Here is a 13,927-nt window from a genome sequence, read left to right as displayed (position 1 = left end):
TTCAAGAGGCGGCCTTCGCGGTCAGCTGCTCCCGACAATAATCGGCAAACAGCTGCGCCGGTTTGGTCAGTTGCCCGCGCTTGAGCCACGCCGCCACCAGCCCTGAGCCGGTGACGTCTTCGACGATGTCCACGCACACCACTTTCTGGCCGTCATAGGTGCATTCCGAATGCGGCCGGGTGACCAGGATCGAGAAGCCGAACCCTTGCCCAACCATGCCCCGGACCATCTCGATCGACGGTGAACTGAAGGCAATGTTCGGCGTCAGTCCCAACTCTTCGAACAGGCTGACGAAGTAGGTCCGGCTCGGTTGCACGTCCAGCAGAATCATCGGCTCCAGGCACAGATCACGCAGCGACACTTGCTTGAGCTGGGCAAAGCGATGATCCGCCGGCAGCAACGCATAAGGCCGTTGCGCCGGCATCAAGGGTTCGGTCTGGATGGTGGCGTCGAGGTCGTGTTCATACAGGATCGCCAGGTCGAAGGTGCCTGAGGTCAGGCCTTGCACCAGCTCTTGCTGTTCGCCGTCGCGGATACGGATTTTCACCCCCGGATACAGCGCCGAGAACCCGGCAATCAACTGCGGCAGGTACAGCGGCGCGACCGTTTCGAAGCAACCGATATCGATTTGCCCGGCCACCACGTCGTTGTCGGCGAGGGCGTTCTGTTCGAACTCCTTGGCCATGCGCAGCAGTTCCTGGGCCTTGCGGTAGAAGCGTGCGCCGCTGGGGGTCAAGGACACGCCTTGGGCGTGATGACGGATCAGCAGTTGCACGCCGAAGCTGTCTTCCAGGCCTTTGATCGCCGTGGAGATCGCTGGTTGCGCGATGTACAGCTTGCGCGAGGCCTCGGCGACGCTGCCGCATTCGACGGTGGTGATGAAATACTTCAATTGACGCAGGTTGTAGGCAGCCACGGCAAACCTCGGGGTGGATGATTTCGACATCCAGGCAAATTGCGAGCCGCCCGCATCCGTTCTGACGACGGTGTTGTTATGCCTGAACAATAACCACATACCGCGCCACCGGGGAGATCGGCTGCCCAGTTTTTTCATGGTCTGCGAACACATTTTTACTATTTTTCCTGGACACAGGCCTGGGCCACCATCCAATCCACAAGAAAGCCCATGGAGCATCTGAACGTGTTCGAGCTTACATTCTGGCAAAACAAAGCCGCTGCGCTGCAGTTTCCCGATCAAGCCGTGATCGACGGCAAACCCCGCGCGGCGCAGTCGGGGCAGACCTTCGCCGCGATCAACCCCGCCACCGGCCAGTGCCTGGCCAACGTGGCCGCGTGCGGCGATGAAGACGTGGACGCCGCGGTGCGCAATGCGCGGCAAGTGTTCGAGGCCGGCACCTGGTCGGCGCGTTCGCCGAGTGAGCGCAAGCAAGTGCTGTTGCGCCTGGCCGATCTGATCATGACCCATCGCGAAGAACTGGCGCTGCTCGATTCGCTGAACATGGGCAAACCGGTGATGGACGCCTACAACATCGACGTGCCGGGCGCCGCCGGGGTGTTTCGCTGGTACGCCGAAAGCCTCGACAAACTCTACGACCAGATCGCCCCCAGTGCGCAGAACGTGCTGGCGACCATCACCCGCGAAGCGCTGGGCGTGGTCGCTGCGGTGGTGCCGTGGAACTTTCCGCTGGACATGGCCGCGTGGAAACTCGCACCCGCGTTGGCGGCGGGTAATTCGGTGATCCTCAAACCTGCCGAGCAGTCACCGTTTTCCGCCCTGCGTCTGGCCGAGCTGGCGCTGGAAGCCGGCCTGCCAGCAGGCGTGTTGAACGTGTTGCCGGGGCTCGGCGAACAGACCGGCAAAGCTCTCGGTTTGCACCCGGACGTCGATTGCCTGGTGTTCACCGGCTCTACCGAAGTCGGCAAATATTTCATGCAGTACTCCGCGCAATCGAACCTGAAACAGGTGTGGCTGGAGTGCGGCGGCAAGAGCGCCAATCTGGTGTTCGCCGATTGTCAGGACCTCGACCTCGCCGCAGAGAAAGCCGCGTTCGGGATCTTCTTCAATCAGGGTGAAGTCTGCTCGGCCAACTCGCGGTTGCTGGTGCAGCGTTCGATTCATGACGAGTTCGTCGAGCGCCTCAAGGCGCACGCTGAATGCTGGCAACCGGGCGATCCGCTGGACCCGTCGAGCCGCGCCGGGGCGATTGTCGACAGCCGCCAGACCGCGCGCATCATGACGTTTATCCAGCAGGCAGAACGCCAAGGCGCAACGAAACTTTGTGGTGGCCGACAGTCGATTTTCAACGGTTCCGACAACTTCATTCAGCCGACGATTTTCACCGGCGTGAGCCCGGACATGCCGCTGTTTCGCGATGAAGTGTTCGGCCCGGTGCTGGCGGTCACGGCGTTCGATGACGAGGCCCACGCCTTGCAACTGGCCAACGACAGCGTCTACGGTTTGGCCGCGTCGCTGTGGACCGACGACCTCAATCGCGCCCACCGCGTGGCGCGGCAATTGCGAGCCGGCACGGTGTCGGTCAACAGCGTCGATGCGCTGGACGTGACCGTGCCTTTCGGCGGCGGCAAGCAATCCGGTTTCGGCCGCGACCTGTCGCTGCATTCATTCGATAAATACACCCAGTTGAAGACCACCTGGTTTCAGCTGCGCTCATAACAGCCGCTAATAACAAAACGGAGAACTGGCGATGACCACACCACGTGAAACCCGCGACTACCAGGCCGCCGATGCTGCGCACCACATCCACGCATTCGTCGATCAGAAAGCGCTCAACAATGAAGGACCTCGGGTGATGGTTCGTGGCGAGCGCCTGCACCTGTGGGACAACGATGGTCGGCGTTACCTCGACGGCATGTCCGGGCTGTGGTGCACCAACCTCGGTTACGGGCGCAAGGACCTGGCCGCCGCCGCGACTCGGCAGCTGGAGCAATTGCCGTACTACAACATGTTTTTCCACACCACCCACCCGCAGGTGATCGAGCTGTCAGAGCTGCTGTTCAGCCTGTTGCCGGGGCACTACAGCCACGCGATCTACACCAACTCCGGCTCCGAGGCCAACGAGGTGCTGATCCGCACCGTACGGCGTTACTGGCAGGTTCTTGGCAAGCCTGAGAAGAAAATCATGATCGGTCGCTGGAACGGTTACCACGGCTCGACCCTGGCGGCGACGGCGCTCGGTGGCATGAAGTTCATGCACGAAATGGGCGGCATGATTCCCGACATCGAACACATCGACGAGCCGTACTTTTTCGCCCACGAGGGCAACCTGACCCCGGCTGAATTTGGCCTGCGGGCGGCGCAGCAACTGGAAGTGAAGATTCTCGAACTGGGCGCGGACAAGGTCGCCGGGTTTATCGCCGAGCCGTTCCAGGGCGCGGGCGGGATGATCTTTCCCCCAGAGAGTTACTGGCCAGAAATTCAGCGGATCTGCCGCAAGTACGATGTGCTGTTGTGCGCTGACGAAGTGATCGGCGGCTTCGGTCGCACCGGCGAATGGTTCGCCCACGAGCACTTCGGTTTCGAGCCGGACACGCTGTCGATCGCCAAGGGTTTGACCTCGGGTTACATCCCCATGGGCGGGTTGATTTTGTCGAAGAAAATGGCTCAGGTGCTGGTGGAGCAGGGCGGGGTGTTTGCCCACGGCTTGACCTACTCCGGGCACCCGGTGGCGGCGGCGGTGGCCATCGCCAACCTCACGGCATTGCGCGATGAAGGGGTGGTGACGCGAGTCAAGGATGACATCGGGCCGTACCTGCAACAGTGCTTGCGCGAGGTGTTCGGCAAGCACCCGTTGGTGGGCGATATTCAGGGTGTCGGCATGGTGGCGGCGCTGCAATTGGCTGAAGACCAAACCAGTCGCAAGCGCTTTGCCAACGAGAACGACATTGCCTGGCGTTGCCGCACGATTGGCTTTGAAGAGGGGGTGATTATTCGTTCGACGCTGGGGCGGATGATCATGGCGCCGGCGTTGATTGCCAGTCGTGAAGAGGTTGATGAACTGGTCGGCAAAACCTTGAAAGCGGTTGATCGTACGGCGCAGGAGTACGGCCGGCTCTGAGATTGTCTGAAGGTCCTGCGGACCTTATCGTCGGAACGCCGCCCGGAGCAGGCTCGCTCCCACATTGGATTTGTGATCGACACAGATCCCCTGTGGGAGCGAGCCTGCTCGCGATTGCTATGGCACATCCAACACACCTCTCCCGGCTTTTGCACCCACCTTGGGCATCCCCGCCCACAGCGCCCTTTCGCAGTGCACGCTACCCAGTTTTTTCATCGCTCGCCTCGACATATTTCCTAATTTTCCTAATCCCGGCCTTGGTCCAACATCGACCTCGCCAGTCAGCCAAACGCTGCTCGCCGAAAGGTCCACCAGAGACCTCAGGTGTCAGCACTTCTCCAAGGCCGCTGGCCGTACTGCCCATGACAAAACTAAATCAACAGCTTTGGGAGTGCTCCATGATCAAGTCCTTGCTTACCAGCTTCGCACATCCACTGGCGGTCACCGCCATCGTCGCGACGGTCGCTACCAGCGCCCAGGCCGGCACCCTCTCTATCGGCCACACCACGTGGGTCGGTTACGGCACGCTCTACCTGGCTCGGGACCTGGGCTATTTCAAGGAAAACGGTTTGACCGTCGAATTGCCCGTCGTCGAAGAAGCTTCGATGTACATGGCCGCGCAAGCCTCGGGTGAATTGTCGGGCTCGGCGTCGACCATCGACGAAGTGCTCAAGTACCGTCCGCAATTCTGCTTCAAGGCTGTAGCTGCACTGGACGACAGCCATGGTGGCGACGGTGTTCTGGTCGGCAAGGACGTCAAAAGTCTGCAGGAGCTGAAAGGCAAAGCCGTGGCGGTGAACGAAGGTTCGACCTCGCAGTTCTGGCTGTCTTACCTGCTGAAAAAACACGGCATGAAAATGAGCGACATCACCGTGCAGAACATGACCGCCGACGATGCCGCCACCGCGTTCATCGCCGGTCGCGTGCCGGCCGCCGTGACCTGGGAACCGCACCTGTCGATGGTCCGCAACAAGCAACAAGGCAAGGTGCTGATCGACAGCAGCAGTACGCCGGGAGTGATTGTCGACGTGGTCGCGCTCAACTGCACGGTCATCGAAAAGCAGCCGGAAGATGTGAAGGCGTTGGTGGCCGGTCTGTACAAAGCGGTCCAGTACACCAAGGACCACCCGGAAGAAGCTTACAAAATAATGGCCAAAGGCGTCGGCGGTTACCTCGCCGATCCGAAGGAACTGGCCGCTGCCGCGCAAGGCGTGCGCTTCTACGATCAGGCCATGAGCGAAAAACTCCTCGGCTCGCCAGGCAAACCGGGTGACAGCGAACGGCTGATCAAACTGGCCAACGAGACCGCCAGTGAGTTGCAGGGCAAACCCTACAACGTCAGCAATGACGACCTGATCGATAACCGCTTCGTCAGCCCGCTCTAGGAGGTTTGCATGTTCAAGCGCAATTCATGGCTGAGCCGCTGCATCACGCCCAAGACCGGTTTGCCGGTTTCGGTGATCTGGAGCGCGAGCGGTCTGGCCTGGGTGTTGTTGGTCGGCCTGTGGGCCGGATTGTCTTACGGTGGCGTGGTGCCGGGCATGTTCTTGCCGACACCGGGCGCGGTGGTCGAGGCCGCCGTGCGCCTGAGCCGCGACGGCACGCTCGGCCTGCATGTATGGGCCAGCCTCGAAGTGGTAATGGTCGGCTTCATCGTGTCGTCGCTGGTGGCCGTGCCGCTGGGGTTGCTGATGGGCAGCTTTCGCATCGTCCAGGCGTTCCTTGAGCCGATGGTGAATTTCATCCGTTACCTGCCGGTAACTTCGTTCGTGCCGCTGTTCATTTTGTGGATCGGCATCGGTCTGGAGCAGCGGGTTTCGGTGATCATCTTCGGCGTGTTCTTCCAGCAACTGGTGATGATCGCGGACGTGTCCAAAGGCATCTCCAAGGACCTGATCAACGCGTCTTACACCTTGGGTTCGAACCGCCGCGATGCGGTGCTGCATGTGATCGCCCCGGCGTCGTTGCCGGGTGTGCTCGACACTTTGCGCGTGACCATGGGCTGGGCCTGGACTTACCTGGTGGTCGCCGAACTGGTCGCGGCTTCCAGTGGTCTGGGTTACTTGAGCCTTAAAGCCATGCGCGGCTTTCAGGTGGATGTGATTTTCCTGGCCATCGCGATCATCGGCCTGCTGGGCCTGGTCACCGATCAACTGTTCCGTTTTCTCCGTCTGAGGATCGCCGCATGGGCTCAGTAAGCGCCGTCAACCCTCGTTTCGTCACGCCACAAGCCTCGCCGGTACACGCCGCGCCACGGCTGCAAGTGGACAAGGTCAGCCTTCGCTATCAAAAGCCCGACGGTGGAGTGTTCACAGCGTTGGATCAGGTGTCATTCGAAGTGCCGGATCAGCAATTCGCCGTGCTGGTGGGGCCTTCGGGCTGCGGCAAGTCGAGTTTGCTGTACCTCACTGCGGGTCTGAATGAGCCCACGGAAGGCGAGATCTACGTCGGTGGCCAGCAAGTTCAAGGTCCGGGTGCAGATCGCGGCATGGTGTTCCAGAGCTACACGCTGTTCCCGTGGCTGACCGTGCGCCAGAACGTCGAGTTCGGCCTCAAGCGTCGCGGTATGGCCGCCGCTCAGCGCAAGGAAATCGTCGACTACTACGTCAACGAAGTCGGCCTGACCGGGTTTGCCGACAACTACGCCAAGCAGCTGTCCGGCGGCATGATGCAGCGTGTGGCGATTGCTCGGGCGCTGGCCAACGACCCACAAATCCTGCTGATGGACGAGCCCTTCGGTGCACTCGACAGCCAGACGCGCCTGCAAATGCAGCAGCTGTTGTTGCGGGTCTGGGGTAACAGCAAGAAGACCGTGTTGTTCGTGACCCACGATATCGACGAGGCGATTCTGCTGGGCGACCGGGTCTACGTGATGGGCGCGCGGCCGGGTCGGATCAAGCAGATTCTGGACGTGCCGATCGAACGCCCACGGACTCTGGACATGGTCATGGAGCGCTCGTTCATCGACATGAAGCGCAAGATCTTCGGGCTATTGCACGACGAACTGGAGGAAGAGCATTGACCGTGCGCTATCTATCCCTGTGGGAGCGAGCCTGCTCGCGAAGGCGGCAGTACCTTCAACATTGATGTTGCCTGGCACACCGCTTTCGCGAGCAGGCTCGCTCCCACAGGTTCTGCGTTGATCCGGCTCTATGGGGCCGCAGGCAGGAGAAACCGGGCGATCACCGGCAAGTGATCGGAGATCCGCAAGGTGTCGTCCTGTCTCACCGTCGCCTCGACCCGTTTGATCCGCGGACTGTAGAACAGGTAGTCGACCGTCCGGTCCGGGCCGTTCAAGCCCGGATCGTTCGGGTAATGGGTCAGCCACCGCGCCCGATCGATGCCGCTGGCTTCGTTGTTGGTCGGGATCATCGGGTATTTGTCCCACAGCACATGCAGCGCGCTGTCGGCGGAGTAGGGCGTGCGTTGCGCGTCGGGCAGGCGTCGATATTGCCCCAGCGGCAAGAGGTTGAAGTCCCCACCGATCAACCACGGCGTGCCGCGGCTTTCGAACTTGTCGAGGACTTTGGCTGTAGCCGTCACCTGAGATTGCAGCGTTTCGTCTGGCGGGAAAACGCGGTCCAGATGGGTGTTGAGCACCGCTATCTGACCGCCGCCGCTCAACGGCAGATACGTGACCAACAAGGCATTTTTTGGTTTGAATTGGCGGGTGATAAAGTTGGCCGGTCCGATCGGTAATTGCAGGCGGTCGGCGTGTTCGATCTGGTAGCGGCTGAGGGTGGCCAGTTGCCGGCCGACGCTGCCGAAAATGTGCGACTCAGGCACGAAATCGGCTTTCCAGTCGAAGGCGTGAGCGCTGCACGGATAAAGGTCCGCGACCCGCTCCTGAAGCAGCTTGAACTGGCGTTGGTAATCACTGGCCTTGGCGCCGTCATCGAGCTCCTGCAACAGCACGACATCAGGTTGCTCGTCGCGGATCACCCGCGCCACTTCATCGAGGCTGAAGGCCATGTCTTCGGGGGTGGGTTTTTCGTCATTGCCGGCCGCCAGGTCATTCCAGAATACGTAGCGTTTTCCCGCCAGGTACTGGACGTTCCAGGTCATTACCTTCAGCGCCTGACCGGGCACCAGCGTCGGTGCCTGGGCGTTGCAACTGACCGGTAGGGCTTCCTTGGTTTCGGGGCGCCAGGTCAGGTTGTAGATCAGCAAGGCCATCAGGCCGGTCACGATCAACAGGCCCAACAGGGTGTAGCGCAGTAGACGGGTCATGGCTCGGCTTATAGCGTTACAAAAGTTGACCCCGAGCATAACCGAGCGTCGGGTTTAATCCCAAGGGTGAAACGGCCTGCACATCAATTAGCCGAAACGCGCACCCTGTAGCAGCTGGCGAAGCCTGCGTCCGGCTGCGCAGCAGTCGTAAATCCGGCGAGCGCGGTCTGCCTGGTTCACCGTAAGCACTGATTTTACGACTGCTGCGCAGCCGGACGCAGGCTTCGCCAGCTGCTACAAGGGGTGGGTTGTCAGTCAAAGCGGGCCGTCAATTTTCTCGGGCACATCGTCAATCAGCATAAACAAGCGGAACAGCACCACGCTGACGAACAGTTGCAGGAAGCTGTGGGCGCTGTGGATCAGCAGGGAAATCACCGGGTTCTGCGGTTCGGGATAGACCGCAAGGGTCGCGCCCTTGATTACCCACAACGGGCCCATCACACAGAGAATGCACACCAGAATGCGCAGGAAGTTGCCGCGGGTCAGGCGCAGGCTTTCCTTCATCGCCGCCAGCGGGGCGAAACCGCGCAGCACCAGCAGGTACTCGCCAAACGCCAGGGTCACCATCAGCCAGATGCCCGGCAGGAAATACAGCGACAGGCCGATCAGGATCAGCAAGGTATTGAGCGCGGTGAGCAGGGCGAAGCGCGGCCACAGGTAGGCAGCCCTCGACAGCAGGTCACGGTTGCGCGGCGATTCACCCCGGCTGCGCGCATCGAGAAACAGGATCAGCGCGGCGGTGTACAGCGGATACACCAGCAAGCCGACCATCACGCTGATACCGGGAAAGCTGTCCGGCTCGGTGGAGTGGTCGACCACTTGTTGCAGCAGCGCCTCGAAGATCACCAGCGGCAGGCACAGCCGCACGATCTGGCCCAGATTGCGCTTGAAGAAATACAGAGAGTCACGCAGCACATCTAACGAATTCATCAGTCGGTATCGCAGGTTGAAAGCAGTGGCCCACTTTAACCGATGAAGCGCTTTGGGGCGCAAACGTAAACGTTCGGTAAAGACCATTGAAACATCCTGCATCAACCTCCATTAGAGGGGTGTCCCTTATCCACAGTGGATAGGGCAGATATTCCCGGCAATCTACGAGGTCGCCATGAACAGCGAAGAACAAACCCTGATCGATGGACTGTTTTCCCGGCTGCAACAGGCCGAAACGGACTCAGCCCCGCGCGACGCCCAGGCCGAGGCGCGGATCAAGGAACACCTGACTCGCCAGCCAGCGGCAGGTTATTTCATGACCCAGGCGATTCTGGTGCAAGAGGTTGCCATCAAGAGCCTCGACGAACAGAACAAGCAGCTCGCTCAGCAAGTCCAGCAATTGCAGGCCGAACTGCAATCAGCCAAAGCTCAGCCGGCTGCTCCGGCAACCAGCGGCGGCGGTTTTCTATCGAGCATATTCGGTGGCGGCTCCCGTGATTCGCAGCCTGCTCCAACCCAAAGCCCGCCCGCATCGAGCGGTGGCGGTTGGCGTGAACCGGCGCGGCCGTTGTTCAACTCGCAGCCGCCACAACAGAACTTCGGCTCAGCGCCTCCTCAGCAGAATTACGCTGCGCAACAGCCTGCCGGCAGCGGTTTCCTCGGTGGTGCGCTGAAAACCGCAGCCGGTGTGGCCGGTGGCGTGATGCTGGCGCAAGGCATCAGCAGCCTGTTCCATCACAATCAGCAGCCGGAAGTGGCTGAAGTCGTCAAGGAAGAAACGGCTCAGGTCGCCGATCAGAGCGACAGTGGCAATGGCGGAGGCGATGATCAGCGCGTGGCTGGTAACGATTCTTACAGCAATGATCAGGGCGGCTTTACCGACGCCGACTATAGCGATGACAGCTCATCGTTCTTCGGCGGCGACGACGATTCCTTCGTCTGATACGCCATTCGTCCGGAGCGCTCTGGCGCTTCGGACCGATTATTCGCGGAACAATCCTTCAGGCTGGCATACTGGGCAACTTTTCGGGCCTGGTGCCTGATCCTGCCCGCGCTCCGGCGCGCCAACGAGGATGACCGGTGAAAAAAATCGCAGTGTTCGCCGATGTCCAGAACCTCTATTACACCGTGCGTCAGGCCTATGGTTGCCACTTCAACTATGCCGCGCTGTGGGCTGATATCAGCAAGCAGGGCGATATCGTCGAGGCCTATGCCTACGCCATCGATCGCGGCGACAGCAAACAGCAGCAATTCCAGCAGATCCTGCGCAACCTCGGCTTCGTCGTGAAGCTCAAGCCCTACATCCAGCGCAGCGATGGCTCGGCCAAGGGCGACTGGGACGTGGGCATCACCCTCGACATCATGGACGCCGCCGATCATGTCGACGAAGTGGTGTTGGCCTCCGGTGACGGTGATTTCGACATGTTGCTGGAGCGCATCATCACCAAGCACGGGGTGCAAGCCGTGGCCTACGGCGTGCCGGGCCTGACGGCCAACTCGCTGATCCGCGCCGCCAGCCGCTACGTGCCGATCGAAGGCGCGTTGTTGCTCAAGAATTGATTTTTACGGAGTTGAAACAGGTTTGGAACGCATAGCAGTCATCGACTTTGAAACCACCGGGATCTCCCCGAGCAGCAGCTGCCGGGCCACGGAAATTGCCGTGGTGATCCTTGAACAGGGGCGCATCGTCGAGCGTTACCAAAGCCTGATGAATGCCGGCGTGCGCGTGCCGGCCTTCATCGAGCAACTCACCGGCATCAGCAACGCCATGCTGCGCACCGCGCCGTCAGCCGAGCAGGTGATGAACGAAGTCAACGAATTCGTCGGCATCACACCGCTGCTGGCCCACAACGCCGCGTTCGACCAGAAGTTCTGGGACTTTGAACTCGGTCGCATCAAACGCACACGCTTGCAGAACTTTGCCTGCTCGCTGCTACTCGCCCGCCGTTTGATGCCCGCCGCGCCGAACCACAAACTCGGCACGCTTACCACGTTCGCCAAATTGCCCCACACCGGTCAGGCTCACAGGGCCATGGCCGATGCCGAGATGGCGGCCAATCTGACGGCGCACCTGGCACAGGAACTGCGGCAGAAGCATGGGTTGCGGGAGCTGTCGCATGATCTGCTGGTCAGCTTGCAGAAAGTGCCGGCGGCGAAGATCAATGAGCATCTCAAGCGGCATCGCGGGTTCTGACTGAAAACACCACAAATCCTCTGAATGACACACCACAAATCCCCTGTGGGAGCGAGCCTGCTCGCGATAGCGGTTCATCTTCAACAGTGATGTCGACTGACACTCCGCCATCGCGAGCAGGCTCGCTCCCACAGGGGCGGTGTTCGATCTCTATCCTTGTGTTTAACCACGCCTCAAATTCGATGATTGCTCCTACCAAATATTAGGAATTTGTCCGTCTTGCCCCGTACCTGCGGCATCGATAACCTCTGGGACGTCGCTGCCAATGCAGTAACCGAGACTGCAAGCCCGAAAATCGTTAGGGGCACACTTGGTTAGGAGATTCGCCCATGGTCAAAGTTACCCCCAATATCCCTGATAACAATGCTGACTCAGATCAGTCCGAAATAGCGCAACCAGCTTCAAGAGAAGCTCACTTCGTACCCAAAACATTCATCCGTCATCACATCCAACTGAGAGCACTGCTACTGCATGCCGAGGCGTGGTTCTGTGCCCGCGATATCGGCCGATTGATGGGTGTGGATATCAACGGGCGACACGCGCTCAAGCTCGACGCCGACCAGCGTCGGATGGTGTGTTTGTCCGGAAGCGACGAGCCCCAGGAAACGCTGATGCTGAGCGAGTCCGGTGTGTACGCGATGCTGGTCTATCACTACTGCCCGGAAAACCGCCATTTACGGCGTTGGTTGACCCACCATGTGGTGCCGATGTTGCGGGAGGAGGCGGGACCCGTTTCGACACAAGCGCCGCATATGCGGGCGATAGAGTGGGCTGGCGGAACGCTGCGGCTGTTGCATTGGCGGAAAGAGCCTTGGGTTCGTCTGCGGGATATGCCGAGTGTGTTGTCAGCAGGCTACAGCGGCGTTTGAGAGATCGCTTTCGCGGGCAAGCCTCGCTCCTACAGGTACGATGAAATCCTGTAGGAGCGAGGCTTGCCCGCGAAGACGTCAGTCGCTTCACTACTTACCATTGCCTTCGATGCGCCCCAACGGCACGCGCTTTTCGATGGCGCTCGACAGCACAATCGACGTCTTGCTGAACCCGAACTTGGCGATCCGGTTGATCAACTCTTCCAGCTCCGGCATTGAACCCACCGCAGCCTGCATGATCACGCACGGATCACCCGTCACCCGGTGGCACTCGGTCAGTTGCGGGATTTTGATCAGGTCGTCGTAGGCCTTCTGATTCCCGTGCTGGTTCAGCCGCAGTTCGATCACGCACTGGATCGGCAAGCCAAGCTTGGCCATGTCGACTTTCGCCTGGTAACCCGTGATCACCCCGCAGGCTTCCAGTTTGGCCACGCGCTCGGCCACGGCCGGGGCGGACAGGTTGACCTTGCGCGCCAGGTCGGCGTAGGACGCACGACCGTTTTCCAACAGGGCGCTGAGGAGCATGCGGTCGTATTTGTCCATCGTCGGACTCCTGAAAAATGACTGACTTTCGAAAACACGGTTTATAGCGGTGATCTCCGTGTTTTGAAAAGTGTACCCGCGGTATAAACAGGTTTTGTAACTTATTTTACGCCGCTGGCCTTTCTAGAATAGCTGTTCACTTGTCTTGCCTACGAGCTGCCCCATGCCTGGCTTACGTCGTTTTCCCTTACCGTTGATCGCTGCCTTTTTCGCGTTGTACGTGATTTGGGGATCGACTTACCTGGTGATTCGCATCGGCGTGGAGTACTGGCCGCCGTTGCTGCTCGCCGGTATCCGCTTCGTGATCGCCGGGACGTTGATGTACGCGTTCCTGCGTTGGCGCGGGGCGCCGGCACCGACCTGGGCGCAGTGGAAAGCCGCCGGGATCATCGGGATTTTGCTGCTGGCGTGCGGTAACGGCGGGGTGAGCGTGGCCGAACACATGGGTGTCGCCTCGGGTGTGGCTGCGTTGGCGGTGGCGACGGTGCCGCTGTTTACCTTGCTCTGCGGATATTTCTGGGGCGCGCGTAATACCCGTCTCGAATGGGCCGGGATTGTGCTAGGGCTGATCGGCATTGCCATGCTCAACCTCGGTTCCAACCTGCAATCGAGCCCGTTGGGTGCCGCGTTGCTGATATTCGCGGCAGCTTCCTGGGCATTCGGTTCGGTGTGGAGCAAACACTTGCCGCTGCCTCAGGGCGCGATGGCCAGCGCTGTGGAAATGCTGGTGGGCGGCGTGGTCCTGTTGATCGGCAGTGCACTGAGCGGTGAGCAACTGGAGGCCATGCCGCCGATCGAAGGTTGGGCGGCCCTGGCCTATCTGACCTTCTTCGGCTCGATCATCGCCTTCAACGCTTATATGTATCTGTTGAAAAACGTGCGGCCGGCGGCGGCCACCAGTTATGCCTACGTCAACCCGGCCGTGGCGGTGTTGCTGGGGATCGTGTTTGTGGGCGAGACCATCGGTATCGAAGAAGCGCTGGCCATGTTGGTGATCATCAGCGCCGTGGTGTTGATCGGTTTGCCGCAGTGGCGCCGGGCTCCGGAACGACCTGCTGCGGTGGTGCAGACAGAATCGAGCATGAATTAGGGTAAACTGCGCGCCATTGCACACTCGTTTTGCA

Annotated in this window: 14 protein-coding genes; 10 read left to right on the top strand and 4 right to left on the bottom strand. The window is 60.3% G+C overall.

The window, feature by feature from the left end; translation table 11 throughout:
* Position 1 precedes the first annotated feature (1 nt).
* Positions 2–916 carry a LysR substrate-binding domain-containing protein gene (locus QFW87_RS25715; RefSeq protein ID WP_095130716.1) on the bottom strand — a complete coding sequence of 305 codons (915 nt, stop codon included), beginning with the start codon at positions 914–916 and terminating at the stop codon, positions 2–4.
* Positions 917–1,141: 225 nt separating this feature from the next.
* Here QFW87_RS25715 and QFW87_RS25710 point away from each other — a divergent pair, with 225 nt between their 5' ends.
* From QFW87_RS25710 to QFW87_RS25690, 5 genes are all read left to right on the top strand, one after another.
* Positions 1,142–2,635, top strand: coding sequence for an aldehyde dehydrogenase (locus tag QFW87_RS25710; protein WP_283189183.1), 1,494 nt, complete (start codon positions 1,142–1,144; stop codon positions 2,633–2,635).
* A 31-nt stretch (positions 2,636–2,666) separates the two neighbouring features.
* Positions 2,667–4,037, top strand: a complete 1,371-nt coding sequence (locus QFW87_RS25705) for an aspartate aminotransferase family protein (protein WP_283189182.1) — start codon at positions 2,667–2,669, stop codon at positions 4,035–4,037.
* Positions 4,038–4,435: 398 nt separating this feature from the next.
* Positions 4,436–5,422 carry an ABC transporter substrate-binding protein gene (locus QFW87_RS25700; protein ID WP_283189181.1) on the top strand — a complete coding sequence of 329 codons (987 nt, stop codon included), beginning with the start codon at positions 4,436–4,438 and terminating at the stop codon, positions 5,420–5,422.
* 9 nt (positions 5,423–5,431) lie between these two features.
* Positions 5,432–6,235, top strand: coding sequence for an ABC transporter permease (locus QFW87_RS25695; RefSeq protein ID WP_008149230.1), 804 nt, complete (start codon positions 5,432–5,434; stop codon positions 6,233–6,235).
* Positions 6,223–7,059: an ABC transporter ATP-binding protein gene (locus tag QFW87_RS25690; protein ID WP_283189180.1), complete on the top strand. Its 837-nt coding sequence runs from the start codon at positions 6,223–6,225 to the stop codon at positions 7,057–7,059. Before QFW87_RS25695 ends, QFW87_RS25690 begins: the two co-directional genes overlap by 13 nt.
* 128 nt (positions 7,060–7,187) lie before the next feature.
* Here QFW87_RS25690 and QFW87_RS25685 read toward each other — a convergent pair whose 3' ends face one another.
* A complete protein-coding gene (locus QFW87_RS25685) occupies positions 7,188–8,267 on the bottom strand; it encodes an endonuclease/exonuclease/phosphatase family protein (protein WP_283189179.1) in 1,080 nt (359 codons plus the stop codon).
* A 255-nt stretch (positions 8,268–8,522) separates the two neighbouring features.
* On the bottom strand, positions 8,523–9,197 hold the full coding sequence (locus QFW87_RS25680) for a YciC family protein (protein WP_283189178.1): 675 nt from the start codon (positions 9,195–9,197) through the stop codon (positions 8,523–8,525).
* Between the two features lie 175 nt (positions 9,198–9,372).
* On the opposite strand from QFW87_RS25680, the gene QFW87_RS25675 reads away from it, so the two are divergent.
* From QFW87_RS25675 to QFW87_RS25660, 4 genes are all read left to right on the top strand, one after another.
* On the top strand, positions 9,373–10,140 hold the full coding sequence (locus QFW87_RS25675) for a DUF2076 domain-containing protein (protein WP_283189177.1): 768 nt from the start codon (positions 9,373–9,375) through the stop codon (positions 10,138–10,140).
* Positions 10,141–10,277: 137 nt separating this feature from the next.
* Complete coding sequence (locus QFW87_RS25670; RefSeq protein WP_046048735.1) at positions 10,278–10,757, top strand: NYN domain-containing protein; 480 nt, start codon at positions 10,278–10,280, stop codon at positions 10,755–10,757.
* Positions 10,758–10,779: 22 nt separating this feature from the next.
* Positions 10,780–11,391, top strand: a complete 612-nt coding sequence (locus QFW87_RS25665; RefSeq protein WP_283189176.1) for a 3'-5' exonuclease — start codon at positions 10,780–10,782, stop codon at positions 11,389–11,391.
* A gap of 329 nt (positions 11,392–11,720) precedes the next feature.
* Positions 11,721–12,260 (top strand): Bro-N domain-containing protein, encoded by a 540-nt coding sequence (locus QFW87_RS25660; RefSeq protein ID WP_283189175.1) that lies wholly within the window; start codon positions 11,721–11,723, stop codon positions 12,258–12,260.
* 90 nt (positions 12,261–12,350) lie between these two features.
* On the opposite strand, the gene QFW87_RS25655 is transcribed toward QFW87_RS25660, so the two are convergent.
* The gene (locus QFW87_RS25655) at positions 12,351–12,803 is read right to left on the bottom strand and encodes an Lrp/AsnC family transcriptional regulator (protein WP_283189174.1); all 453 of its coding nucleotides are present in this window, start codon (positions 12,801–12,803) and stop codon (positions 12,351–12,353) included.
* A 163-nt stretch (positions 12,804–12,966) separates the two neighbouring features.
* Here QFW87_RS25655 and yedA point away from each other — a divergent pair, with 163 nt between their 5' ends.
* Positions 12,967–13,893 (top strand): drug/metabolite exporter YedA, encoded by a 927-nt coding sequence (gene yedA, locus QFW87_RS25650; protein ID WP_283189173.1) that lies wholly within the window; start codon positions 12,967–12,969, stop codon positions 13,891–13,893.
* Positions 13,894–13,927: the final 34 nt, after the last annotated feature.

Origin of the sequence: Pseudomonas sp. PMCC200344 (assembly GCF_030053095.1) — a bacterium.
Taxonomy (GTDB): domain Bacteria; phylum Pseudomonadota; class Gammaproteobacteria; order Pseudomonadales; family Pseudomonadaceae; genus Aquipseudomonas; species Aquipseudomonas svalbardensis.
The sequence above is the reverse complement of the archived record's forward strand: the minus strand, read 5'-3'. Positions and strand labels throughout refer to the sequence as shown.

What these genes read in the sequence shown, in the direction of transcription:
- QFW87_RS25705 (WP_283189182.1), top strand. Translation starts at nt 2,667, where the DNA reads ATGACCACACCACGTGAAACCCGCGACTACCAGGCCGCCGATGCTGCG.
- QFW87_RS25700 (WP_283189181.1), top strand. Translation starts at nt 4,436, where the DNA reads ATGATCAAGTCCTTGCTTACCAGCTTCGCACATCCACTGGCGGTCACC.
- QFW87_RS25695 (WP_008149230.1), top strand. Translation starts at nt 5,432, where the DNA reads ATGTTCAAGCGCAATTCATGGCTGAGCCGCTGCATCACGCCCAAGACC.
- QFW87_RS25690 (WP_283189180.1), top strand. Translation starts at nt 6,223, where the DNA reads ATGGGCTCAGTAAGCGCCGTCAACCCTCGTTTCGTCACGCCACAAGCC.
- QFW87_RS25685 (WP_283189179.1), bottom strand. Translation starts at nt 8,267, where the DNA reads ATGACCCGTCTACTGCGCTACACCCTGTTGGGCCTGTTGATCGTGACC.
- QFW87_RS25680 (WP_283189178.1), bottom strand. Translation starts at nt 9,197, where the DNA reads ATGAATTCGTTAGATGTGCTGCGTGACTCTCTGTATTTCTTCAAGCGC.
- QFW87_RS25675 (WP_283189177.1), top strand. Translation starts at nt 9,373, where the DNA reads ATGAACAGCGAAGAACAAACCCTGATCGATGGACTGTTTTCCCGGCTG.
- QFW87_RS25660 (WP_283189175.1), top strand. Translation starts at nt 11,721, where the DNA reads ATGGTCAAAGTTACCCCCAATATCCCTGATAACAATGCTGACTCAGAT.
- QFW87_RS25655 (WP_283189174.1), bottom strand. Translation starts at nt 12,803, where the DNA reads ATGGACAAATACGACCGCATGCTCCTCAGCGCCCTGTTGGAAAACGGT.
- yedA (WP_283189173.1), top strand. Translation starts at nt 12,967, where the DNA reads ATGCCTGGCTTACGTCGTTTTCCCTTACCGTTGATCGCTGCCTTTTTC.